This is a genomic window from candidate division TA06 bacterium (genome assembly GCA_016235665.1).
In the GTDB taxonomy this organism is placed as follows: domain Bacteria; phylum Edwardsbacteria; class AC1; order AC1; family EtOH8; genus UBA5202.
Map to the genome: position 1 here is coordinate 55,104 of JACRJI010000014.1, position 23,184 is coordinate 78,287.

Below are 23,184 nucleotides of genomic sequence, written 5' to 3' on the forward strand. Positions count from 1 at the left end.
ATGGCTCAAATCATTGACGGTAAAATAATAGCGGCGGATATCCGCCAGGAAGTGAAAACCGAGGTCTCCGAGCTCAAGGCCCGCGGGACAGAGCCCCATTTGGCCGTGATCATCGTGGGCAGCGACCCCGCCTCCCAGGTCTATGTCCGCAACAAGCACCAGGATTGCGAAGAAGTCGGTATTCGTTCCTCGGTCATCGAACTGCCGGCGGACACCACACAGTCACAGCTGCTGGACAAGATCAAAGAACTCAACCAGGACAAGACCGTTCACGGCATCCTGGTGCAGTCGCCGCTGCCCAAGGGCTTGTCCGAGGAACAGGCCTTCCAGTCCATATCCCCGTCAAAGGATGTGGACTGTTTCCATCCCGAGAACGTGGGCCTGATGACCCTGGGGCGGCCACGCTTTTTGCCCTGCACCCCGGCCGGGGTGATAGAACTGCTGGTCCGCACCGGGATCGAGATATCGGGAAAATACATCGTGATCGTGGGCCGCTCCAACATCGTGGGCAAGCCGCTGGCCAACATGCTGCTGCAGAAGGCCAAAAACGGCAACGCCACGGTCACCGTCTGCCACACCGGCACCAAGGGACTGCCCTACTACACCAAGCAGGCCGACATAGTGATCGCGGCGGCCGGCAGCCCGGGGATGATCACCAGCAGCATGCTCAACAACAACTGCGTGGTGATAGACGTGGGGGTCAACCAGGTAAGCGACCCCAGCAGGAAGAGCGGGGTAAGACTGACCGGGGACGTGGATTTTGAGTCGGCCTCCAAGGTCGCCTCATACATCACGCCGGTGCCGGGCGGGGTGGGCCCGATGACCCGGGCCATGCTGCTGAAGAACACGGTGAAGGCGGCGACCTAACCCATTCGACCGCGCTCAGGGCAGGCCCCAACCCACTTTCGTATGCAACAATGAGCTGCTTCACTCATTGCAGGCTCTCCCCGATGCGGAGAGGGAGTGTTTAAAGAAATTCTACGTGTCTCTGCGTCTCTGTGGCAAAAATATGAATGATGACAAACAAATAACCTCACCGGTTCCGGTTTTTAAGAAAAGCCATTTGATCCTCGTCCTAACTGCGCTGGCCCTGCTGGTGCTGGCGGTGTTCTCGCCCTGTATAAGCAATGGGTTCATAAATCTCGATGACAACAGCTACATTGTTGAAAACAGCCTGATCCGAAACATTTCACCGGCCAATATAAAAAGCTGGTTCAGCTCAGGGTATGAAGGCAATTATTACCCGTTGGTTCTCCTGGCTTACGCACTGGAATATAAGGTCAACGGGCCCGACCCCAAGGTCTACCACATAACCGGCATCATCCTGCACCTGCTGAATGTTTTTTTAGTCTTCGCGCTCTTTTTCTTGCTGCTGAAGAACGGTTGGACAGCCGGGATCATCACGGCCTTATGGGCCGTCCATCCCTTGCGGGTGGAATCGGTGGCCTGGGCCGCCTCCCAGAAGGACCTTGTTTACACTTGCTTTGCCTTGCTGTCGCTGGTCACGTATCTCCGCTACAAGAATCAAGGATCGTTAAGAGACTATGCCGCTTCACTGTCCTTATTCCTGCTGGCTTGTTTTTCCAAGGGAATGGCGGTGGCACTGGTCCCGGTCCTATTCCTGGCGGACCACTTTCTTAGCAAGCCGTTCAGCCGAAGATCATGGCTGGAGAAAGCTCCGTATGCGGCCCTGGCAATAGTCTTTGGAGTGATCTCATATCACGTCCAGGGCCAAAGCCAGTTCATTCAGACCAGCAGGCCTTTGACCGCCAATTTGCTGACGGCCGGTTACGGTTTCGTTTTCTATATCATAAAATTGACCGCTCCTTTCCGGCTTTCAGCCTTTCATCCCTACCCCGGAACGCCCCTGCCCTGGACCTTTTACCTGGCTTCGATCGCCAGCGTTTTGACGGTCATTGCTCTTTTAATATGGGGGCGCAGGAACAAGACGGTCTTCTTCGGGGGAATGTTCTATCTTGTAACAATATTGCCGGTGCTGCAGATCGTTCCGGTGGGCGGGTTTGCCGCAGCCGAGCGCTATTCGTATTTTGCCTCTTTGGGCCTGGTCTTCATCGCCGGGTCGTATCTGTATAAGATGTTTCGGGGCGTATCCCGGCAGGTCATGGCCGCTGCCGTGATCCTCCTGGTCCTGATTACTACGGCGGAAGGCCTCGCCGCATACCAGCGCTGTTTTGTCTGGCGGAACAGCCTCACCCTTTGGAGCGATGCCATAAATAAATACCCCGGAGCCAACTCCTTTGCCCATAACCATCGGGGCAACGCTTACGATCTGCAAGGACGGAATGATCAGGCGGTGGACGATTTTACCAAGGCGGTGAACATTGATCCCCGGAACTTTGCAGCCTGGTACAACCGCAGTTGTGTATACCTGAAACTTAACCGGCCCGATGAGGCCATAGAAGATTGCTCCCGGGCCATCGTTCTTGATCCGGCATATGCCAAGGCTTACAGTAGCAGGGGCCTGGCCTACGGAATGAAGAAACAATACGATTCATCCCTGTCCGATCTGTCCCGGGCCATAACCCTTTCCCCGAAAGACCCGTTGTTCTACTATGACCGGGCCACTACCTACGGGCAAATGAAGAATTACCTTTTGGCCATCGCCGATTTCAGCCGGGCGATAGAACTTGACCCAGGCTATGGGCAGGCTTATTATTACCGGGGATATACATATTATATGACGGGCGACCGCAGGCAGGCCGAGCAGGATGTGCAAAGGGCCAAGAGCCTAGGATTCATAAAGTGAGCTTTTATCAGAACAAATGCCCGACGACAAACAAATAATCCTTTCGGTCAGCCAGCTCAACGCCCAGGTGCGGCGGGTGCTGGAGTCCTCCATCCCCAGGCTGTGGGTCAAGGGCGAGGTCTCCAACATGACGGCCCATTCCTCCGGCCATCTGTACTTCAGCTTAAAGGACAGCGGGGGGCAGGTGCGCTGCGTGATGTTCAAAACGGCCGCCCAGTCTTTGCTGCTTTTGCCCCAGGACGGGATGCAGTGCCTGGCCCTGGCTGATGTCACACTGTACGAGCGGGCCGGACAGTACCAGCTCAATGTCCAGCAGCTCCAAATAGCGGGGCAGGGCGAACTGGCGCTGGCCTTTGAGCGCTTAAAGAACAAGCTGTTCCAGGAAGGCCTGTTCGACCCGGAACACAAGCGGCCCATTCCCAAATATCCCACGGCCATCGGACTGGTGACCTCGCCCACCGGGGCGGTTCTGCGGGACATCATCAAGGTGGTCAAACGCCGCTGGCCACTGTGCCAGCTGATCCTGAACCCGGTGCCGGTGCAGGGAGTGGGGGCCGGGGACAAGATCGCCCAGGCCATAGAACAATTCAACCGTTTCGGCCAGGTGCAGTTCCTGATAGTGGGCCGGGGCGGGGGCTCGGCCGAGGATCTGTGGGCCTTCAACGATGAGGCGGTGGCCCGGGCCATTTACAACTCAAAGATCCCGGTGATCTCAGCAGTAGGTCACGAGGTGGACTTCACCATCGCCGATTTCACGGCCGACCTCAGGGCGCCCACCCCTTCGGCCGCAGCCGAACTGGCGGTGCCCGATTTGGCCGAGGTACGCTCCGGCCTTTCCGACTCCGGTTCCCGGATGAAGAACGCCCTGCTGTGGCTGGCCTCCCAATATGAACAAAGGCTGAAAGCAGTTGGCCGCAGTTATGGTATGATGAGGCTGGCCGACCTGATGGAGCAGAAATCGCAACAGCTGGACCGGACCCAGAAACAACTGGGCGCGGTCCTGGCCTGGCAGGTGGGATTATTGAAAACAAGACTGGACGGATTAAGCCAGTCGCTGGCGGCCCTCGGTCCCGGTTCGGTGCTGGCCCGGGGCTACAGCATCTGCCGCGACCAAAAGGGAATGGTGATCAAGGACTCAAAAACACTGAAACCGGAAGACAGCCTGACCGCAGAGTTTGCCAGGGGATGGGCTAAAACGAAAGTTAAGGAGACGGGCAGATGAAAACCGCCAAAAAAAACCAGCCGAAAGACTTCAAGCTGGAAACAGCATTGAAGCGGCTGGAACAGATCGTGGAGAAACTGGAATCGGGTCAGGTGGAGATCGACCAGGCCCTGGGCCTGTACCAGGAGGGAATGGAACTGACGGGCCAGGCCAAGGCGGCATTGAACGAGGTGAATTTCAAGATCAAAAAACTTACCCTAAGCGGCCAGGGGGAATTTAAAACCGAAGCAATGAAATTGGAGGAGGGTCCCAATGACCAAGATTAAAACCCACAAGACCAAGGCGGTAAAAGCCAAGATTCCCCCGAAGAAAGCGGCCAAGCAACCGGTCAAGCCGGTAAGCAAGAAAACAGCCAAACCCGCCGCCAAGAAGCTTGCCCTGAGCGGTGCCGAAGGGGCTAAACCATCGGCCATGCCTCGACCCGGCTCGGCGGCCAAGCCCCAGCCGGCCCCGCTCAGCCCCCTGGCCAGGCTTTTGGAAGAGGTCAAAAAGCGCAAGGAATTCGTCCACCAGTACCTTAAATTAAAAGACAGACCCGACAGGTTCCTGCCCGAGGACATCTACCGCGGGATGCACAGCTACCTGGGCATCGGCGGCAAATCCTTGCGGCCGGCGGTCTGCCTGTTCTGCTGCGGGGCGGTGGGCGGCGACGAGGACAAGGCCCTGCCGGCGGCGGCGGCCATAGAGGTCTACCACACCTGGACCCTGGTTCACGACGATATCATAGACCGGGACAAGCTGCGCCGGGGCGCGGCCACGGTGCACGAGGAGCTGACCCAGCGGGCCGCCAAACGCCTGGGGCTTAAGGGCGAGGAAGCCCGCCACTACGGCACTTCCATGGCCATTTTGGCCGGGGACCTGCAGCAGGGCTGGACCATCGCTCTTTTAACCGAGCTGGTGCGGGAGCGGGGGGTGAACCCCATCCTGGTGCTGCAGCTGATACTGGACCTGGAGATCGACGTCCAATCGGCCCTGATCGAGGGCGAAGCCCTGGATGTTCAGTATTCCAAGATGCCGCTGGAATCATTGAACGAAGAAAAGATCCTGTCCATGCTTTGGAAAAAGACCGGGGCCCTTTACCAGTTCGCCGGCAAGGCCGGGGCCATGATCGGGATCGATCAGCCCAATAACAAACATCCCTACGTAGAGGCCCTATCCCAGTTCACCTCCCACTGCGGAATGGCCTTCCAGCTTCAGGACGACATCCTGGGGATATTGGGAAACGAGAAGACCCTGGGCAAGCCAGTGGGCTCGGATATTCGCGAGGGCAAGCGGACGGTGATAGTTTACCATGCGCTTAACGCGGCCTCCCGGACCGAACGGAATCTGATCCTGAAGACCTTGGGCAATCCCAAGGCCACCCCGGCCCAGGTCAAAAGCGTCACCCAACTGTTCGTGAAACTGGGCGGCATAGAACATACCGCCGAGCTGGCCCAGAAATACGTGCGCAAAGCCATCACAGCGCTGGAGCCTCTGCCGGAGACGGAGTACAAGCAGCTGCTGATGCAGTGGGCCGATTACATGGTCAACCGGACGTTCTAACGAAACCAGTTTGGCGTTTACCGTTTTGTGTTCATCGTTCATTGTTAATTGTTTATTGTTTATAGTTTATAGTCTCTTGTCCCCCAGGCCCCAATATCAAATCCCAACTTCCAGTTCACTAATATATGCCATTCTGGGAGATCATAAATAACAAATTGTTATGGGCCGTGGCCGCCAGCGGACTGTCCACCCAGATCCTGAAGGCCTTCGCCTCGGTCATCTGGGAGGGACGCCTTAATTGGCGCCGGACCATGGAGCCCGGCGGCATGCCCAGCTCCCACGCCGCTTCCTCGGCCACCCTGGCCACCATGATAGGGTTAAGCGCCGGGTTTGACAGCTGGCTGTTCGCAATATCAGCCTACGTGGCCTTCGTGGTGATGTACGATGCGGCCGGAGTGCGGCGGGCGGTAGGCCGTCAGGCCATGGCCTTAAACCGGATACTGGAAACCAGGACCCTCAAGAAAAAAGCTCAGGGCCTGCAGATCAAAGAACTGCTGGGCCACACCCCGATCGAAGTCCTGGCCGGATGCGTTCTGGGCATATTCTGGGGGCTGACATTTCATTACTTTATAGGATGACGCATGATCCTGGACAGCATAAATAATCCGGACGACCTGAAAAAACTAAAACTGCCGCAGCTGCAGCAGCTGGCGGTCGAGGTGCGCCAGCACATTATAAGCGTGGTCTCCAAGAACGGCGGGCACCTGGCGCCCAGCCTGGGAACGGTGGAGCTGACCATAGCCCTGCATTATGTCTTTGACGCTCCGGAGGACAAGCTGATCTGGGACGTGGGCCACCAGACCTATGCCCACAAGATATTGACCGGAAGAAAAAAGGAATTCTGCACGGTCCGTACCTATCAGGGCCTAAGCGGCTTTCCCAAGCGGGCTGAAAGCTGCTATGACTGCTTCGACACCGGGCATGCCTCCACCTCCATCTCGGCGGCCCTGGGGATGGCCTGCGCCCGGGACCTGGCCGGGGAAAAATTCAGAGTGGCGGCCATTATCGGCGACGGTTCGCTGACCGGAGGCCTGGCCTTCGAGGGCCTGAACCACGCCGGCCAGCTGAAGAAGAACATGCTGGTGGTCTTGAACGACAACCGGATGGCCATCTCCAAACGGGTTGGCGCCCTGGGCCAGTACCTGACCCGGATCACCACCGCTCCGGCCTATACCAATTTCGAAAAAAATGTTTGGGACCTTTTGGGCAAACTGCCCAATAACTTCGGCCAGCCGACCAGGGTGATGTTCCGCCGTTTGCGCCAGGGATTCAAGAACCTGATCGTGCCGGGCCTGACCTTCGAGGAGCTGGGCTACCATTACGAAGGGCCGGTGGACGGCCATGATCTGGAGGCCCTGATCAAGATACTGTCCCGGATCAAAGACCTGCCCGGCCCCACCATGCTCCATGTGCTGACCACCAAGGGCAAGGGGTATGCCCCGGCCGAAAGCAATGCCGAAAAATTCCACGGGGTGGGGGCCTTCGATCCCGAGACCGGCAACTCCCGCACCCAGTCGGACATTCCCTCCTACACCGAGGTCTTCGGTCAGACCCTAAGTGAACTGGGTTTAAAGAATCCCCGGATCGTGGCCATCACCGCGGCCATGCCCGAGGGCACCGGCCTGGACATCTTCCGGGATGCCATTCCGGAAAGGTTCTATGATGTGGGCATTGCCGAACAGCACGCCCTGACCTTTGCCGCCGGACTGGCCGCCCGGGGCTTACGGCCGGTGGTGGCCATCTACTCCACCTTTTTGCAGCGGGGCTATGACCAGATCATCCACGACATCGCGCTCCAGAAACTGCAGGTAGTGCTGGCCATAGACCGGGCCGGGCTGGTGGGCGAGGACGGCCCCACCCATCACGGGCCTTTCGACATCTCCTATCTGCGCTGCATCCCCAACCTGCTATTGATGGCCCCCAAGGATGAGCAGGAGCTGAAGGACATGCTGATGACCGCCATCAAACATCAGGGCCCTTCGGCCATCCGCTATCCCCGGGGCAGCGGTTTCGGGGTTGTTTTAAGACCCCCGCAGGAACTGCCTTTGGGGCGGGCCGAAAACTTAAGGGAGGGAAAGGACGGGGCCATATTGGGGCTGGGCATCGGGGCCACCCTGGGGCTTCAGGCTGCAGAATTGCTGTCTGCCAAAGGACTGGAGCTGGAGGTCTGGAACGCCAGATTCGCCAGTCCCCTGGACGAGGAAGCCATCCGCAGCGTACTGGCCAGACATAATAAGGTGATGACCATCGAAGAAAATGTTCTGGCCGGCGGCTTTGGCTCGTCGGTGCTGGAACTGGCCAACCGGCATCAACTGAAAACCGGTATTCAACGGCTGGGCCTGCCCGACAGCTTTGTGGAGGCGGGTCCGCGGCCCCTGCTGTTGGAGAAGAACGGCCTGAGTGCTTCGGGCATCGCGGCTTCGGCAGAAAAATATTTTAAGGACCGGCCATGAGCAGCGCGCTGCAGGAAGATGCAGTTTACATCGTCAACAAGCCGCCGGGACCTACCTCCTTTGCCCAGGTAGCCAGCCTCAGGCGGCTTTTGGGCATCAAGAAGGCCGGGCACGCCGGAACCCTTGATCCCGATGCCTCCGGCATTCTGATAGTACTGACCGGCCAGGCCACCAGGGCCGCCAAGTTCTTTGAAGGGTTGGACAAGGAATACCTGGCCGTCATCAAACTGGGGATAACCACAGACACCTACGATCTGAGCGGACAGGTACTTTCCACTTCAGACGTTCCCGTCCTCAGCCGGGCTGAGATAGAGAAAGCGCTTAGTAATTTTCAGGGTCATATCATGCAGGTCCCGCCGGCCTTCTCGGCCATCAAAAAGGACGGCCAGCCGTTGTACAAGGCGGCCCGACAGGGAATAGCCGTGGAGCTGGTTCCCCGCCGGGTGGAGATCCAGCGGATCAAACTGGAAGGGATCAACCTGCCGGAGATCACCATTTCGGTAAAATGTTCCAAGGGAACCTACATCCGCTCGCTGGCCTATGATCTGGGCTGTCTCCTGGGCTGCGGGGCGGCCCTATCCAAACTGGTCAGAACGGCAGTGGGAGAATTCACCATCGACCGGGCCGTGCCCGGAAACGCCAGCAGAGCGGAATTTGCGTCCGCGGCTATCTCCATAGACCAGGCCCTGTACTTTCTGGATGCCTTGGAACTTTCCCAAGACCAGGTACAAAAGATACGCCATGGCAACCCGGTGGAATGTTCCCACCCCAATGCCGGACAGATCAAGGCCCGCTATCAGGACCAAATACTGGCCCTGGGCCAGATCCAGGACAATATCTTCAAACCGCAGACGGTATTGGCGCCGCAATGCTGACCATCACCCGCCTTAATAATTTCGGCCGGGAGCATCCCGGTGCGGTGGTGACACTGGGGGTTTTTGACGGACTGCACCGGGGCCACCAGGTTCTGATAAAAAAACTGATCACCAGGGCCGAAGCGGCCGGGCACCAAAGCGTGGTCCTAACATTTGAGCCCCACCCCCAGAAGGTGCTCCGCCGTACGAACCAACCGTTCATATTGACCACTGGAAACGAAAAGAAACAACTGCTTTCCCGGATGGGGGTAGATGTACTGGCCGTGATCAGGTTCTCTAAAAACATAGCCTCCATGGATCCGGAACAGTTCGTAAAAATAATATTGGTTCAAAAGCTGGGAGCCGCCACAGTCATTTGCGGACAGGACTGCGGGTTCGGGGCCGGCCGCCGGGGAGATATCTTGCTGCTGGAGAAGCTGGGGCAGAAATACGGGTTTAAGGTGGAGGGGATCCCCGCTTGCCAGTCACGGCAAAAAAAGATCGGCAGCACCCTGATCAGGAAGCAGATCAAAGACGGCTTTTTCAACCAGGCGGTAAAATTGCTGGGCCACCCCTACCTGGTCAGGGGCCGGGTAGTGAAGGGGAGGGGAATGGGAAGAAAACTGGGTTATCCCACCGCCAACCTAAAAGTCAGCGATAGGCTGAAACTCATCCCCGGGGACGGGGTCTATGCCGCCAGGGCTTTGGTAGAGAAGAAAAGCTATGAAGGGATGCTGTACATAGGAAGCCGACCGACCTTTGGCGGCAGAAGCACCAAGGCAATAGAGTTCAATGCTTTCGGGAACCCGGGAGACCTCTACGGTCGTGAGCTGATCCTGGAAGTTCACAAATTCATCCGGCCCAGCAAAAAGTACGGAAGCCTGGGGGAACTGAAGCGGGCCATTGCCGGGGATCAGGCGAAGATAAAGAAATATCCGTTCGGCCGTTAAACAGGGCGCACTCCTCATAACAAATTTTTACTTGACTTATATATATAAATGGCATATATTTATATATATAGGAGGTATATATGAAAACATTGGTTGAATTGGACGAGCATCTGTTAAAGGAAGCTTTCCGTCTGACCGGCGCCAAGACCAAGCGGCAGGTGTTAAACCTTTCCCTGGAGGAACTGGTGCGTCAGAAAAGGATGATCAGCCTTAAGCAGCGCCTGGGACGGACCGGATTGAACCTAACCCTGAGCAAGCTGGAGGCCTCCAGAAATGCCCGGTAGCGGATTGGTCCTGATAGACAGTTCGGCCTGGATCCTGGCCTTGAGGCCCAAGGGTTCGCCGCAGGCTCAAGCATTGGTGGGGGAGCTGCTGGAGCATGACCGGGCTGCCACCGCCGGAATGATCATGGCAGAACTTTTACAGGGAGCCCGAAACGAAGGAGAGTATCGAGATCTCTCCAGCGAACTGGGCTCCTTGCATTATCTGCCGTTCCCGGAGGAGGAATGGAAGATGGTTGCCCAATTGGGCTATCGCCTGATAAGGGCCGGCCTCAAGATACCAACGACCGACCTGATCATTGCCCGTCTGGCCATAAAGCACCGCTGCCTGCTGTTGCACGCTGACCGGCATTTTGAGCTGATGGCCAAAGAGACTGGACTGGAGCAGAAAAGCATTAAGATATAAATTCGTAATTGTCCGGAACTTTTGAAAAAGATTAGTTCTGAGAACGGCGCTAACACGATAAACCAATCAATCAATATAAAATATCGGGAGTCACCACCCATGATCAAAGATCTATCGGCCTTCTATTCCAAGAACGCCCTGAACATGAAGCGTTCCGAGATCCGCGAGCTCTTGAAGTTCACCCGCCAGCCCGGCATCATCAGTTTTGCCGGCGGACTGCCGGCCCCCGACACTTTCCCGGTTCAGGAGATAGAGGAGATCTCCTGCCGGCTGCTGCGGGAAAAAGGAGCCCTGGCCCTGCAGTACGGCACCACCGAGGGAGAGGCTCCCCTGCGCGAGGAGCTGGCCAAGTGGATGTCCCAGGAAAAGCCGGGCATCAAACCGGAGAACATCTTCATCACCTCCGGTTCCCAGCAGGGACTGGACATCGTGTCCAAGGTGTTTCTGGATCCCGGCGACACCGTGATCGTGGAGCTCCCCAGCTATGTGGGCGGGCTGCAGGCTTTCACCGCCTACCGGGCCAAGATGGTGGGCGTACCCCAGGATGACCAGGGAATGCGGATGGACAAGCTGGAAAAAGTGCTGGCCGCTATGGCCAAGAAGAACAAAAAGCCGAAGTTCATTTACGTGGTGCCCGATTTTCAGAATCCATCCGGGATCACCATGAGCCTGGAGCGGCGGAAGAAACTATTGGAGCTGGCTTACAAGTACGAAGTGCCTGTCGTGGAGGACAGCCCCTACCGCGATCTGCGCTTTACCGGGGAGCCGGTGCCGCCGATCTACAGCCTGGACACCCAGAACCAGGTGATAGTGCTGGGAACCTTCTCCAAGATCTTCTGTCCCGGACTGCGTTTGGCCTGGATCACCGCCCCGGCCGAGTGGATGGACCGGATGATAGTGGCCAAGCAGAGCATGGACCTATGCAGCCCTTCCTTCAACCAGCTGATCACCGCCGAATACATGAAGCAAGGCCTGTTGCAGCCCCAGATCGAGCGGATCAAACTGGTTTACGGCCAGAAGCGCCAGGTGATGTTAAAAGCCCTGAAGAAGCACATGCCCAAAGGAGTTAAGTGGACCAAGCCCGAGGGCGGGCTGTTCCTGTGGATCAAACTTCCAAAGAACCTGAGCGCCAACGAACTTTTCCCTAAGGCCATCGAGGAGAAGGTGGCCTACGTGGTGGGCAGCGCCTTCCATTGCGACGGCAAGGGCCAGAACGCTATGCGGATAAATTTTTCCTATCCCACCGAGGCGCAGATCGAGGAGGGGATACTGAGGTTGGCCACTATGATCAAGAAGAATATGTGACCTGAACCGGAATATAGAATATTGAAGACGGAATATTGACAGGTTGTTCTGTATTCCTTCTCCCAAACTCAATATTCACCCGAAGCGTTTAAAGAGGAGAAAGTATGTCAGAGAAACGCGAACAGTGGGGATCCAAACTGGGGGTCATTCTGGCCGTGGCCGGAAGCGCGGTGGGGCTGGGAAACTTCTTACGTTTCCCGGCCAAGGCGGTGCTCAACGGCGGCGGGGCCTTTATGGTCCCCTATTTCGTCGCCTTTCTGCTTTTGGGAATTCCCCTGATGTGGGTGGAGTGGACCCTGGGCCGGATGGGCGGGGAACGCGGCCACGGAACCGCGCCCGGCATGTTCGACAAGCTGGACAGAACAGGACGCTGGGCCAAATACCTAGGGACCATCGGTGTGCTGGGGCCGTTCGTCATCCTGATCTATTACATGTACATCGAATCCTGGACACTGGCCTACGCCTGGTATTCTTTCACCGGGCACCTGCCGTTCGGGTCCGGGCAGACCGAGATGAAGGCATTCTTGTCTGGGTTTCAGGGTCTGGCCCAAAACCAGTACTTCACCTCGCTGGCCCCGGCCCTGGTATTCTTTGTCCTGACCTTCCTGCTTAACTTCTACTTCATCTACCAGGGCATTCAGGGTGGGATAGAAAAACTTTCCAAATACGGGATGCCGGTGCTGATAGGGATAGGGATCCTGCTGGCCGCCCGGGTGCTATCCTTGGGAACCCCCGACCCGGCGATGCCTGAACTGTCTGTCAAGAACGCCCTGGGATTTGTCTGGAACCCGGATTTCTCCCAGCTCTCCAATGCCAAAGTCTGGATAGAAGCCGCCGGCCAGATATTCTTCACCCTGTCGGTGGGGATCGGGGTGATCCTGACCTATGCCAGCTATCTTAAAAAGAACGACGACGTGGTGCTCTCGGGGTTGACCGCTTCGGCCACCAACGAGTTCTGCGAGGTGATCCTGGGAGGCTCCATAGTGATCCCGGCGGCCTTCATATTCCTGGGCGGGGCGTCGGGGGCCCTGACCGCCGCCCAAAGCGGAACCTTTAACCTGGGATTCGTGACCATGCCCATGATCTTCGGGAAAATTCCCCTGGGCTTTATCTTCTCCGGCCTGTGGTTCCTGCTGCTGTTCATCGCCGGCATCACCTCCTCGGTCTCGCTGATCCAGCCGGCCATCTCCTTTCTGGAGGACGAACTGAAGTGGAAGAGGAATAAATCGGTACTAGTGCTGGGGGCCGTCTCATTGGCGGCCTGCCTGCCCGCCATCTTCTTTCTGGGACACGGCTTCGTGGACGAACTGGACTTCTGGGGCGGCACCCTGTTCCTGGTGGTGTTTGCCACCATCGAGACCATTCTGTTCTCCTGGGTATTCGGGATAGAAAAAGGTTGGAAGGAGATGCATCAGGGCGCCCAGATGAGGATCCCCGCGATCTACAAACCCATCATCAAATACGTGACCCCGGCCTACCTGTTGATCCTTTTGGGAGTGTGGTCCTATCAGCAGTTCTGGCCGTTCATCGCGATGAAGGGGGTGGCCCCGGCCGACCAGCCGTACCAGTGGGCCGCCCGGGGGCTGGTGTTCGGTTTGTGGTCGGTGATCATAGTTCTGGTGGCCTGGGCCTGGAAGCGCAGGAGCAAAGTACATACAGCCGGGAATGTTTGAATAGTCAATAAAGGAGGGAGCATAAAATGAACGCATGGGGTGTCCTGTTCATGGCCTTTTCCTGGGGCCTGATAATATTCTTGACAGTTTACAGTTTTGTCCTGGTGCTTAAAGGGAAATAATATCATCCCGTATCTATCCGGTGGAGCAACTCGCTGAAAGACGAAAAACAATTATTGAACATCTTGTCAAATGGCGCTGACAGTCAACCAGAACATAGCGATATCCGAGGACGAGCTCTCCGAGGAGTTCATCCGGGCATCGGGGCCGGGCGGGCAGAACGTCAACAAGGTGGCCACCGCGGTCAAGCTGAGGTTCAATGCGGCCGGCAGCCTTTCACTGCCGACGGAGGTTAAGCAGAGGTTGCTTTTACTTTACCGGAACCGGATCAACCTGGACGGTTATCTGGTGATCGACGCCCGCAACCACCGGACCCGGGAGGCCAACCGCTTGGAGGCCAGGCAGAGGTTGGTGGAGATGATCAGGCTGGCGGCCATACGGCCCAAGCTCCGCCGGAAGACCAAGCCCACCCATGCTTCCAGGGCCAAAAGGGTGGATGATAAAAAGAAAAAAGGACAAACCAAGTTAATGCGGAAAATAGTTGGGAACTCAGGCGACTGAACGGCCCGGTCTTTTTGGAAACGTTTTAAGGAACAGATGCCCAAACCCCGGTATCATATTAACAAACTGTGGCTGGAAGCCGGCGGGCAGTGCTATGCCTATTCGGTCTGTCTCAGCAAGGCTGATGTGCTGGAGCTGTCGGGCGAATGGCAGCAGGCGGAAGAACTATTCCGGAAGAACCTGGAATTCGCCAAACTAGCCGGTGCCAAAAGCCAGACGGCCGACTCCCAGATAAAACTGTTCCGGATAATGCGGTACATGGGAAATGTCCATGATCCCCTGGTCTCGCTGAACGAAGCCCTGGCCATTTATACCGAGCTGGGTGACCCGTCCGGGATCAGCCAGACCATCAACAACATCGGGCTGGTGCATGCCGCCCAGGGGAGGCATCAGAAAGCCGAGGAATGTTTCAATGATCTGATAGCCAGGAGCAGACTATACGGGGACAGCAAGCATCTGATCAGCGGGCTGGGCAACCTCAGCCAGGTTCATATCAGCCGGGGCCGGTTCGACCAGGCCCTGGCATGCCTGGAACAGTGCGCCGAGGCCTCTTTGCGGGAGAATGACAGTTTGTTCCTGAGCATCACCTACGGGACCATGGGCAACGTCTATTTTTTCCAGGACCGGCTGGACAGGTCCCATGAATATTACAAGAAACAGCTGGACCTGGCCCGGCGGCTGGGAGACCCCGCCAACCAAAGCATAGCAGTGGGCAATATGGGCAACATCTACTACCGCCAGGGGAAGTACAAAGAGGCCGTGGACTGTTACCGGACCAAACTGGAGATCTCCCAAAAACTGGATTACAAAACCGGTATCAGCCAGTCCTGCGGAAACCTGGGCATAGTGCATACCGAGCAGGAGCAGTATCAGACGGCGCTGGAATATTTTGAAAGGCAGCTTAAGATCTCCGAAGAGGCCGGAGATCCCGAGGGCCGGGAGGGGGGATGCTGCGGGCTGGGAACGGTATACGCCAAGACCGGGGAGTACGGGAGGTCCCGGGAATATTTTCAGAAAGCGGTGGAAATAGATCTGGAGGCCGGGTTTGACAGGGAGCTGGACTCAAATTATCTCCAGCTGGCCGAAGTATGTTTCAAGGCCGGGGACAAGATCGGGGCCCTGGATCATCTGGAAAAGGCGAGACTTTCGGCCCAGAAAAATAATAACGATGATATCTTGGCCAAAACGGAGATACTGGAAATAAAAATAACGGCCGGGAACGACCTGCCCCGGGCCGAAAAGATGCTTTTGGAGATCCTCGGCAAACAACCCGGAAACATGCTGGAAGCGCTGGTTTGCTACGAACTCTGCGGCATCACGGGGGATGAAGGACAAAAAACCCGGGCCATAAAGTTGCTGCAGGAACTTTACGACCAGACCTTCGATCATGATTATAAGCGGATGAAAACGGAACTGGAGAGGATAAAAGATGGCAGACAAACTTAAAACCATGCCTTCGCATCACGGGGTCAAACAGGCGGTTAAGTCCCGGACTACCAACCCCACCATCCGGCTGCTGCTGGAACGGGGAAGCTGCCGTATCTTTACGGACAAGAAGGTTCCGGCCAGTGTCCTGGAGCAGGTGCTCGAGGCCGGGATCCGCGCCCCCACCGGCGGAAACCTGCAGCCGTATTCCATTGTCAGGATAGAGAACCGGGCCACCAACGCCAAACTGGCCAAGCTCTGCGGACAGCCCTTTGTGGGCCAGGCTCCGGTCAACCTGCTTTTCTGCATCGACTGGCGAAGGCTGGAGCGCTGGTCAAAACTGTCTGATGCGCCATTCACCGCCGCCAGCTCCTTCCGTCATTTCTGGATCTCGTTCCAGGACACCATCATCAGCGCCCAGAACATCTGCACCGCAGCCGACGCTTTGAGCCTGGGCTGCTGCTACATCGGAACGGTACTGGAATTCTTTCCCGCTCTTAAAAAAATGTTCAATCTTCCCAAAGGGGTCTTTCCGGTGGTGCTGCTTTGCCTGGGATATCCCAAGGCAAAACCTGTGCCCCGCAAAAAACTCCCGGTCAAGGTCATGGTCCATTCCGAAAGATACCGGGACTTAAGCGACCGGGAGCTGGTCAAGGCTTATGACGAAAAATATCCCGGGATGAAGGTTTCCCTTACCCCGGAAAGGCTCAAGGACATGGAGAGGGTCTGCCGCAAGACCGGCGGCCCGGCCCTGGCCAAAAGGGCCCTGGTCAGGATCCAAAAACAGGGATACATCAACCCGGCCCAGCGCTACTTCGGCCTGCACTACAGCGCAGACTATATGCCGGAAGGCAATGACGGGTATCTGAAAATGATGGAGAAGTTCGGGTTCCACTGGTTCAAAAAATATGTTCCTTACGGGAAGAAAGCATGAGATACTGGCGTCATGGTCTGGTACTCTTCGCCGCAGCGCTGGCGGTATCCTGCTCCCCGGTCTATGTCCAGAGAAAGGAGCCGGCCGGCGATGAGACGCCGGCCCGGCTGGCGTTGGTCAATTATGCCAAGAGCCTTATCGGCGTAAAGCGGCTGAGCGAGCTGGACGGAAGGTTCAAGAATGACTGCTCGGGATATGTCAACGGGGTTTATGCCGTGATGGGCCGCAAGATAAAATACAATTTCGTCCGCCAGGGCCGCCAGCTCTCGGAGTCCCTGTACCTTACCTTAAGGGACAAGAACTTGTCATACGTTGATATGCCGCCCCGTCCGGCCGACGCGGTGTTTTTCAAGAACACTTTGGAGAATAGCTACGACAAGATCACCCATGTGGGTTTGGTGGAGGAGGTGCAGGAGGACGGTACGGTGGTCATTCTGCACTACGGTTCGGGCCGGGTGGGCCGGATCAAGATGAACCTGCGGTATCCCTATGACTACAAGAATGACCGGGGGGAGATAATCAACGATTACCTGCGGAGAAGCGGGGGGAGGCAGAGCAGGGATGATCTGGCCGGTGCGCTGTATTTTATGTTCGGGGATGTGTTCAGGTATACCTCTCAATAAGCAACCGTAAACAAAAAACCCGAAGGATTGTATCCTTCGGGTTTTCTTGTTTCACAATGTTATTTCTGCGACACCCCCGGGCACTTGGTGCACTGCATGCACCGGATGCACTTGGCCGAGACCGGGTCCTTTCTGATGTCAATGTCCACCGGGCAGAGTTTTCGGCAGTCGGCCTTGTCGCTGGTCTTATCCTTGTCCACGGCTATCTGCAGCAGGGATACCCGGTTGAACAGCCCGAAGATGGCACCCAGCGGACAGATGAATCTGCAGAACGGTCTCTTTATGTAAATGGCGGCTGCAACTGTTCCCGCCAAAAGTCCTATCTTGACCCAGAACAGCCAGCCGGTCATGCCCAATATCGTGGAATACTGCCCCAGCGCCTTGGTCTTGAAGAAGGCCCAGCCCACTATCGGTATCCCGGCCTCCAGCGTGCCGGCCGGGCAGAGCTTGCTGAACCATGGCTCCTTGGTGATAGCCGGAATTATTATGGCCACTCCGACCAGGGACACATAGCGGCCCCAGCCAAGCCATGATGGCATGGAAAACTTGGCTTTTCTTATTTTTGCCAGCAGGTCCTGGAACAGGCCAAAGGGGCACAGATAGCCGCAGGCCCATCTTCCCGCCAGTCCGCCCGCCAGGAACAGGATCCCCAGCAGGAAGAATGGGAACACCCCGATGATCACGAAATGTTGAAGGGTCCCGATGGGACAGGCGAAACTGGCCGCCGGGCAGGCATAGCAGTTGAGCGAGGGGCAGGGCAGGTATTTCAGATAGGGCGCCAGGAAATAGCTGTTGGTGACGATGACGGCGGCTATCTGAAGATACAGCCTTTTAACGGGGATGCTCAGGTTCTTGAACATGGCGTATTACGGTTGGTTGAAGAAATAGCTCCCCTTGCGGTCCACCATTATCAGGGGAACGGTTTTGTTGGTTCCAAAGAAATCATAACCCTGTTTCATGTTGTTCCAGAATCTCAAGAGAACCGGGTCTTCCCGGTGTTCCTCCAGCAGCTTCTGATAGCTTGGCCCCTCCATCCGGCAGGGAAAAATGTGGACCGGGATCTTTTCCTGTCCATTGTTCCTGGCTTCCAGCGCGATCAGGTACAGCTCCTTGATCCCCTCGTCGGTGATGGGGATGCAGCCGATGGTCACGCAGTCGCCGTGGATATATATAGCGCTGCCGGGGTCGTCCCGGTCGCCCAGAAGTTGATCGGAACGGTTGGGGTAATCAAGTCCCAGGGAAAGGTGAAAGTTGCTGGCGGGATTGAAATGGTTTATTGAGTAAAAACCCTCCGGCACCTGGCCGTCGCCCCTCTTTCTCTTGGGTCCGGGATCCCCGGAAGAAGCGCAGACGGAGTATTCTTTCACCTGAACCATGGCCTTCCCGGCAGAGTCAGCGGCCCAGAGCTCCAGCAAACCTTCCTGTTTGAATATCCTGATCAAGATCTCCTTTGGGGGATAAGTAAGTTCATGGGCTTTGAACAGTGCTTTTACTCCCGGTTCCTTTTGGACATAAGCCTGCCGCACCCTGGGGTTCCGCAACTGATCGCTCTTAAAACCGGTCTGGGCTGAAGCCGTTGCAGTCAACAAGGCCAGCGAAAGGGTTAAAAGAAAAGAGGTCTTCATTTTACAGTCAATGCAGTTATTGCTTGTTTGCATTTTGGGTAGAGCTTCAATAGTTCTTTCCTGCTACCCTGCTGGTAATCGGCGAAATCAAATCCCGGAAAAACAGTGGTGCCCAGCAGGGCGAGCCTTCCGCCGTTCAGCAAACGCGAACCCTGCCAGACATTCTTGGGAACCAGGAACTGAGGATGCTGGCCTTTTTCAATATCCGGCCCCAGGATCACTTTCCTGGACCTGCCACCGGGATAGAGCAGCAGCATCTCCACCGGATCCCCGAGATAAAAGTGAAAGATCTCGTCGGAGCAAACCAGGTGCATGGACGAATATCTATCCGGCGTTATCAAATAGTAAATTGAGGTTCCTACGCTGCGTTTGGCCCCTGGTCCGCGGACCACTTTCAAGGCAGAACGGTAGGTCTCGCGGTAAAGCCCGCCTTCCTGGGGCAGGGGTTTGAGCTTTAGAAGCTTCATTATCCTTTGGACTGTCAGCATCAGTACTTCCCCATTGCTTTAATTACCAGCCATACCAACAAAGCCAGGCTTAACAGCCAGACCAGCACCACCACGGTGGCGGCCTTGCGGCCCAGCGAACCAGTACCGTCCAATTTCTGACGGGCCCTCTGCCGGCATTCCGCCATTATCTCCGCCGGGATGAGCCTGATCGCAAGGGCGATCCCCAAGGGCACCAGCACCAGGTCGTCAAGATAGCCCAGCACCGGGATGAAATCCGGAATCAGGTCGATGGGGCTGACGGCGTAGGCCACTGTGGCCGCCGCCGCCACCTTGGCGTACCATGGGACCCTCGGGTCGCGGTAGGCCAGATACAGGGCGTAGGTCTCTTTCTTGAGGTCTTCGGCCTTTTGTTTCAAAACTTTGAGCATCGCCCATCAATTATATATGGCCGGGGCGAAATATGCAACCAAAACAAAAATAATTTTTGACAAATCACGGCCCTTGGGTTATAATCGAAACATGAAATACAAATACATAGTTTTGGGGGCTGGCCGCCAAGGCGTGGCCATAGCCTATGACCTGGCAAAATTCTGCCAGGCCGGGCCGGTCATATTGGCCGACTACGAACTGAAACTGGCCCAGACCGGTGCAGCCAGGGTCAACAAGCTGGTGAAGCCGGGGATCTCCAGGGCGTTCAAAGCCGATGCCGGAAACCCGGCAGCGCTTAAAAAACTGTTCGCCGGGGCCGATTGCGTGGTCAGCGCCGTGCCATATCATTACAATTACGGAGTGGCCAAGGCCGCGGTGGAGGCCGGGGCCAATTTCTGCGACCTGGGCGGCAACACCGATGTGGTGCTGAAGGAACTGTCGCTCCACAAGCAGGCCAAGGCCAGGGGCATCACCATCGTACCGGACACCGGGCTGATGCCGGGCATGGGCAACACCCTGGCCGCCTACTTCATCAACAAACTGGACAAGGTGGATGAGATCCACATGCGCTGCGGGGGCCTGCCCCAAAAACCCAAGGGTCCGCTGAACTACAAACTGGTGTTCTCGGTGGAAGGCCTGATCAACGAATATTTTGGCGACGCCTACATAGTCAGGAACGGCAAAGTGGCCAAAGTCCCGACCTTCGACGGGCTGGAAGCCATCGAGTTCCCCAAGCCGGTGGGCAGATGCGAGGCTTTCGTCACCAGTGGCGGCACTTCCACCGCGCCCTGGACCTTTGCCGGAAAAGTCAAAGAATACGACTACAAGACGGTGCGCTATCCGGGGCACCACCAGAAGATCAAGACCCTGCTGGAGCTGGGGTTCTTCGGCCAGGCCCCGCTGGAGGTCAAGGGCCAGAAGGTCATCCCCCGCCGCTTAAGCCATGCCCTGATCACCAAGGCCATAGATTTCCCCAAGGACAAGGACCTGATAGTGCTGAGGGTAACGGCCATCGGGAAACATCAAGGCAAAAAGTTGGAGGCCAAGATAGATATCATAGATTTCCAGGACGAGAAGACAGGCTTCACCGCCATGGAGCGGACCACCGGGTTCCCGGCGGCCATCGTGGCCCATCATCTGGTTCAGGGACTGACCCCCAAAGGCGCGGTGCCGCTGGAGAGGTCCATTGATCCGGTGCAGTTCATAAAGGATTTCAAGAAACGGGGGATACAGTTCAGGGAAACAATCAGGAAGATATGAAGATGAGAAGCTGATAAGCATAGCCAGGAGCAACAAAAAACCGGCGTATTTATATGTACGCCGGTTTTTTTATATACTGACCATATATCTCTTAACCCTTCAAAACATTCCACCATTTATGCCGCCGGTCCCGCTTCTTCTTGGAACCGTCATCGGCATAATAATAATTGTAATGGTAATAATAATCGTAGCTGCCCGCCAGTCCGGAGAGTTCTATCTTATTCAGCACCACGCCCAAAATATTGGCCTTGAGGTTGCTTAGGATGGTCTTGGCCCTTAGCAGGGCCCGCTTGTCGGTGGCGTGCGATTTGACCACCAGTACCAGCCCGTCCACCTGGGGGCTTAACACCGCGGTGTCGGTGACGGTGATCACCGGCGGGCTGTCGAACAACACTAGGTCAAATTGCTGGCTCAGCAGCTTGATCAGGTCGCGCATTCTCTGCGAACCCAGCAGTTCCGAGGGATTGGGCGGGATGGCTCCGCAGGTCAGGATGGAAAGGTTCTCGATCCCCGAGGGTTTGACCACCTTATCCAAGGGCAGACGTTCGGCCAGCAGGTTGCTTAAGCCCGGTTCCCGTTCCAATCCGAAAAGTGAATGGACCACCGGCCGGCGAAGGTCGGCGTCAACCAGCAGGGTCCGGATGCCGGACAGGGCGGTGGTGATGGCCAGGTTGGCGGCCGAGGTTGATTTTCCTTCCGAAGGAGCGGCCGATGTGATGACCACGGTCTTTAGGGGATCGTCGATCCGGGAGAACTGGATGTTGGTCCTTAATGAACGGTAAGCTTCCGACACATGGGAGCGCGGGGTATATTTGGTGACCAGGGTGGCCGAGATCCGGGCCACCTCATCGCCTCCGTTTTTGCGGTTGCTTTTTCCGTTCTCGGAATGAATGGCCGGGATCAATCCCAGCACCGGCAGTTCAAAGTTATGCTCGATGTCCTCCACAGTTTTCACGGAGTTGTCCAGGGAATCCAAAAAGAACGACAGTCCCACTCCCAGGGTCAATCCCACCACCAGGCCGATGGCTATGTTCAGCATCTTGCGGGGTTTGATGGGGAATTGGGGCGGCTGGGCCCGGTCTATCACCCGGACATTCCCGATCTTGCCGGCCTCGGTGATCTTGGCTTCCTCGTGCTTCACCAGCAGCAGACGGTAAACGCTTTCACCCACCTCCTTGGCCCGCAGCAGCCGGGCCAGCTGCAGTTCCTTGTTGGGAAGCTTAGCCAGGCCAAAATCATACTGGGACAGGATGGTCTTTAAGGCAGTTTCCCTGGCTGACATGGTGGCCCGCTGGATCTCCAGCGGAGGGATCTGGTCCAGCAAAGACTGGATCTGGGGCATCGGCGAAAGCCGGTTTTTCTGGGTTATCTTCTGTAGTTCCTCCAGCAGTCGGGCCTTGACATTGGCTATCTGGGCATTGAGATTCATGATCTGGGGGTGCTCGGGAGCATAGCCTTTAACCTGCAGTTTGATTATCTCCATCTGCAGGTTAACCAAATTGCTGCGCAGGCTGTCTGCCATGGAGCCGGCGCTCAGGGGCAGGCTGTTCTCTGTCAAGGCGCCCTGAGCTTTAAGCTGATCGTAGATGGCCGTCAGCCGGCCTTCGATGCTCTGGCGTTCGGTGGAGGCCGCGATCATCTGTTTGTCGGCCTCGGTGGCCCGGGACAAGATCTCCTTGCCTTCATCGGAAAGCGAGACCACCTGATTCTGGGACTTGAAGTTTTTGATGGCCTCTTCGGCGGTATTGAGGGTGGCCTCCACCGAGGGCAGCTGGGCCTCTATGAATTTACGGGTGGAGGAGGCCTGTTCCCGCTTGACCGATGCGCTCCTTTCCTTGATGACCTCGGCCACCAGATTGGCGATGTTGGAGGCGGCATCCGGAGTGGGGCCCTGCACTTTAACCAGTATCACGTCTGAATCGCGGATGGGCTCGGCGGTGATGCTTTTTTTGATGATGTGGGTCAGCCGGTAGTTTTGCCGATCGGGATTCAGGCTGCGGTCCCGTCCCCGCAACAGCAGCAGGGAATATTCCGGGTCCAAAAGCCGGACCACTTCCTCGGCCAGGCTGCGGGACTTGATCTCTTCGATCTGGTTCACTATATAGCTCTTGCGGGAGAAGGCCTCTGAGATGTCGAAGGACGGCAGCGGTTCCCGGCTCTGTTCAAAAATGATGGTGGTCTGGGCCTCGTAAACCGGGGGCATGGTAAAATTGGCCAGGGCGATTGGCAATACCACGCCCAGCAGGCAGGTGATGATCAGCAACCTGCGCCGCCATAAAAGGTCTATCAGTTCGTAAATATTGGACTCGCTGGTCCGGGTCTTTACATCCTGGTTCAAATGTTTCGGCCTTCATCAAAGATGTTA

General features: G+C 56.6%; 23 protein-coding genes. 18 read left to right on the forward strand and 5 right to left on the reverse strand.

What is annotated here, in order from left to right:
* The 17 genes from HZA73_09140 (at position 1) to HZA73_09220 (ending at position 17,056) form a co-directional block, all read left to right on the forward strand.
* Positions 1-867 carry a bifunctional 5,10-methylene-tetrahydrofolate dehydrogenase/5,10-methylene-tetrahydrofolate cyclohydrolase gene (locus HZA73_09140; GenBank protein ID MBI5806197.1) on the forward strand — a complete coding sequence of 289 codons (867 nt, stop codon included), beginning with the start codon at positions 1-3 and terminating at the stop codon, positions 865-867.
* Between the two features lie 196 nt (positions 868-1,063).
* A complete protein-coding gene (locus HZA73_09145) occupies positions 1,064-2,767 on the forward strand; it encodes a tetratricopeptide repeat protein (GenBank protein MBI5806198.1) in 1,704 nt (567 codons plus the stop codon).
* Positions 2,768-2,783: 16 nt separating this feature from the next.
* Complete coding sequence (gene xseA / locus HZA73_09150) at positions 2,784-3,989, forward strand: exodeoxyribonuclease VII large subunit (protein ID MBI5806199.1); 1,206 nt, start codon at positions 2,784-2,786, stop codon at positions 3,987-3,989.
* The gene (gene xseB / locus HZA73_09155; GenBank protein ID MBI5806200.1) at positions 3,986-4,255 is read left to right on the forward strand and encodes an exodeoxyribonuclease VII small subunit; all 270 of its coding nucleotides are present in this window, start codon (positions 3,986-3,988) and stop codon (positions 4,253-4,255) included. Before xseA ends, xseB begins: the two co-directional genes overlap by 4 nt.
* A complete protein-coding gene (locus HZA73_09160) occupies positions 4,242-5,531 on the forward strand; it encodes a polyprenyl synthetase family protein (protein ID MBI5806201.1) in 1,290 nt (429 codons plus the stop codon). The genes xseB and HZA73_09160 overlap by 14 nt, the downstream gene beginning before the upstream one ends.
* Positions 5,532-5,656: 125 nt before the next feature.
* On the forward strand, positions 5,657-6,109 hold the full coding sequence (locus HZA73_09165) for a divergent PAP2 family protein (GenBank protein ID MBI5806202.1): 453 nt from the start codon (positions 5,657-5,659) through the stop codon (positions 6,107-6,109).
* A 3-nt stretch (positions 6,110-6,112) separates the two neighbouring features.
* Positions 6,113-7,984: a 1-deoxy-D-xylulose-5-phosphate synthase gene (locus HZA73_09170; protein MBI5806203.1), complete on the forward strand. Its 1,872-nt coding sequence runs from the start codon at positions 6,113-6,115 to the stop codon at positions 7,982-7,984.
* The gene (truB, locus tag HZA73_09175; protein MBI5806204.1) at positions 7,981-8,859 is read left to right on the forward strand and encodes a tRNA pseudouridine(55) synthase TruB; all 879 of its coding nucleotides are present in this window, start codon (positions 7,981-7,983) and stop codon (positions 8,857-8,859) included. The genes HZA73_09170 and truB overlap by 4 nt, the downstream gene beginning before the upstream one ends.
* Positions 8,853-9,788, forward strand: a complete 936-nt coding sequence (locus tag HZA73_09180; GenBank protein MBI5806205.1) for a bifunctional riboflavin kinase/FAD synthetase — start codon at positions 8,853-8,855, stop codon at positions 9,786-9,788. Before truB ends, HZA73_09180 begins: the two co-directional genes overlap by 7 nt.
* Before the next feature lie 80 nt (positions 9,789-9,868).
* A complete protein-coding gene (locus HZA73_09185; protein ID MBI5806206.1) occupies positions 9,869-10,072 on the forward strand; it encodes a type II toxin-antitoxin system VapB family antitoxin in 204 nt (67 codons plus the stop codon).
* Positions 10,062-10,475, forward strand: coding sequence for a PIN domain nuclease (locus tag HZA73_09190; protein MBI5806207.1), 414 nt, complete (start codon positions 10,062-10,064; stop codon positions 10,473-10,475). The genes HZA73_09185 and HZA73_09190 overlap by 11 nt, the downstream gene beginning before the upstream one ends.
* Before the next feature lie 99 nt (positions 10,476-10,574).
* On the forward strand, positions 10,575-11,780 hold the full coding sequence (locus HZA73_09195) for a PLP-dependent aminotransferase family protein (GenBank protein MBI5806208.1): 1,206 nt from the start codon (positions 10,575-10,577) through the stop codon (positions 11,778-11,780).
* 104 nt (positions 11,781-11,884) lie between these two features.
* Positions 11,885-13,453, forward strand: coding sequence for a sodium-dependent transporter (locus tag HZA73_09200; GenBank protein MBI5806209.1), 1,569 nt, complete (start codon positions 11,885-11,887; stop codon positions 13,451-13,453).
* A 192-nt stretch (positions 13,454-13,645) separates the two neighbouring features.
* Positions 13,646-14,074, forward strand: a complete 429-nt coding sequence (gene arfB, locus HZA73_09205) for an aminoacyl-tRNA hydrolase (GenBank protein ID MBI5806210.1) — start codon at positions 13,646-13,648, stop codon at positions 14,072-14,074.
* 36 nt (positions 14,075-14,110) lie between these two features.
* Positions 14,111-15,520 carry a tetratricopeptide repeat protein gene (locus HZA73_09210; GenBank protein MBI5806211.1) on the forward strand — a complete coding sequence of 470 codons (1,410 nt, stop codon included), beginning with the start codon at positions 14,111-14,113 and terminating at the stop codon, positions 15,518-15,520.
* Positions 15,504-16,433 (forward strand): nitroreductase family protein, encoded by a 930-nt coding sequence (locus tag HZA73_09215; GenBank protein MBI5806212.1) that lies wholly within the window; start codon positions 15,504-15,506, stop codon positions 16,431-16,433. Before HZA73_09210 ends, HZA73_09215 begins: the two co-directional genes overlap by 17 nt.
* On the forward strand, positions 16,430-17,056 hold the full coding sequence (locus HZA73_09220) for a CHAP domain-containing protein (protein MBI5806213.1): 627 nt from the start codon (positions 16,430-16,432) through the stop codon (positions 17,054-17,056). Before HZA73_09215 ends, HZA73_09220 begins: the two co-directional genes overlap by 4 nt.
* A gap of 59 nt (positions 17,057-17,115) precedes the next feature.
* Here the strand turns inward: HZA73_09220 and HZA73_09225 are convergent, their stop codons facing one another.
* From HZA73_09225 to HZA73_09240, 4 genes are read right to left on the reverse strand one after another with little or no spacing between them, the layout of a single operon-like run.
* Positions 17,116-17,916 (reverse strand): 4Fe-4S binding protein, encoded by an 801-nt coding sequence (locus HZA73_09225; GenBank protein MBI5806214.1) that lies wholly within the window; start codon positions 17,914-17,916, stop codon positions 17,116-17,118.
* A 6-nt stretch (positions 17,917-17,922) separates the two neighbouring features.
* Positions 17,923-18,681, reverse strand: coding sequence for a L,D-transpeptidase family protein (locus tag HZA73_09230; GenBank protein ID MBI5806215.1), 759 nt, complete (start codon positions 18,679-18,681; stop codon positions 17,923-17,925).
* Positions 18,678-19,169, reverse strand: coding sequence for a cupin domain-containing protein (locus tag HZA73_09235; protein MBI5806216.1), 492 nt, complete (start codon positions 19,167-19,169; stop codon positions 18,678-18,680). Before HZA73_09235 ends, HZA73_09230 begins: the two co-directional genes overlap by 4 nt.
* Positions 19,169-19,558, reverse strand: a complete 390-nt coding sequence (locus tag HZA73_09240; protein ID MBI5806217.1) for a DUF1232 domain-containing protein — start codon at positions 19,556-19,558, stop codon at positions 19,169-19,171. The genes HZA73_09235 and HZA73_09240 overlap by 1 nt, the downstream gene beginning before the upstream one ends.
* Before the next feature lie 91 nt (positions 19,559-19,649).
* On the opposite strand from HZA73_09240, the gene HZA73_09245 reads away from it, so the two are divergent.
* Positions 19,650-20,819: a saccharopine dehydrogenase NADP-binding domain-containing protein gene (locus tag HZA73_09245; GenBank protein ID MBI5806218.1), complete on the forward strand. Its 1,170-nt coding sequence runs from the start codon at positions 19,650-19,652 to the stop codon at positions 20,817-20,819.
* A gap of 91 nt (positions 20,820-20,910) precedes the next feature.
* Here HZA73_09245 and HZA73_09250 read toward each other — a convergent pair whose 3' ends face one another.
* Positions 20,911-23,157, reverse strand: a complete 2,247-nt coding sequence (locus tag HZA73_09250) for a polysaccharide biosynthesis tyrosine autokinase (protein MBI5806219.1) — start codon at positions 23,155-23,157, stop codon at positions 20,911-20,913.
* Positions 23,158-23,184: the final 27 nt, after the last annotated feature.

Coding starts and splice junctions, on each gene's coding strand:
- xseA (MBI5806199.1), top strand. CDS start 2,784: ATGCCCGACGACAAACAAATAATCCTTTCGGTCAGCCAGCTCAACGCC.
- HZA73_09160 (MBI5806201.1), top strand. CDS start 4,242: ATGACCAAGATTAAAACCCACAAGACCAAGGCGGTAAAAGCCAAGATT.
- truB (MBI5806204.1), top strand. CDS start 7,981: ATGAGCAGCGCGCTGCAGGAAGATGCAGTTTACATCGTCAACAAGCCG.
- HZA73_09235 (MBI5806216.1), bottom strand. CDS start 19,169: ATGCTGACAGTCCAAAGGATAATGAAGCTTCTAAAGCTCAAACCCCTG.
- HZA73_09200 (MBI5806209.1), top strand. CDS start 11,885: ATGTCAGAGAAACGCGAACAGTGGGGATCCAAACTGGGGGTCATTCTG.
- HZA73_09210 (MBI5806211.1), top strand. CDS start 14,111: ATGCCCAAACCCCGGTATCATATTAACAAACTGTGGCTGGAAGCCGGC.
- HZA73_09230 (MBI5806215.1), bottom strand. CDS start 18,681: ATGAAGACCTCTTTTCTTTTAACCCTTTCGCTGGCCTTGTTGACTGCA.
- HZA73_09225 (MBI5806214.1), bottom strand. CDS start 17,916: ATGTTCAAGAACCTGAGCATCCCCGTTAAAAGGCTGTATCTTCAGATA.
- HZA73_09220 (MBI5806213.1), top strand. CDS start 16,430: ATGAGATACTGGCGTCATGGTCTGGTACTCTTCGCCGCAGCGCTGGCG.
- HZA73_09140 (MBI5806197.1), top strand. CDS start 1: ATGGCTCAAATCATTGACGGTAAAATAATAGCGGCGGATATCCGCCAG.
- HZA73_09185 (MBI5806206.1), top strand. CDS start 9,869: ATGAAAACATTGGTTGAATTGGACGAGCATCTGTTAAAGGAAGCTTTC.
- HZA73_09240 (MBI5806217.1), bottom strand. CDS start 19,558: ATGCTCAAAGTTTTGAAACAAAAGGCCGAAGACCTCAAGAAAGAGACC.
- HZA73_09170 (MBI5806203.1), top strand. CDS start 6,113: ATGATCCTGGACAGCATAAATAATCCGGACGACCTGAAAAAACTAAAA.
- arfB (MBI5806210.1), top strand. CDS start 13,646: ATGGCGCTGACAGTCAACCAGAACATAGCGATATCCGAGGACGAGCTC.
- xseB (MBI5806200.1), top strand. CDS start 3,986: ATGAAAACCGCCAAAAAAAACCAGCCGAAAGACTTCAAGCTGGAAACA.
- HZA73_09195 (MBI5806208.1), top strand. CDS start 10,575: ATGATCAAAGATCTATCGGCCTTCTATTCCAAGAACGCCCTGAACATG.
- HZA73_09215 (MBI5806212.1), top strand. CDS start 15,504: ATGGCAGACAAACTTAAAACCATGCCTTCGCATCACGGGGTCAAACAG.
- HZA73_09180 (MBI5806205.1), top strand. CDS start 8,853: ATGCTGACCATCACCCGCCTTAATAATTTCGGCCGGGAGCATCCCGGT.
- HZA73_09165 (MBI5806202.1), top strand. CDS start 5,657: ATGCCATTCTGGGAGATCATAAATAACAAATTGTTATGGGCCGTGGCC.
- HZA73_09190 (MBI5806207.1), top strand. CDS start 10,062: ATGCCCGGTAGCGGATTGGTCCTGATAGACAGTTCGGCCTGGATCCTG.
- HZA73_09245 (MBI5806218.1), top strand. CDS start 19,650: ATGAAATACAAATACATAGTTTTGGGGGCTGGCCGCCAAGGCGTGGCC.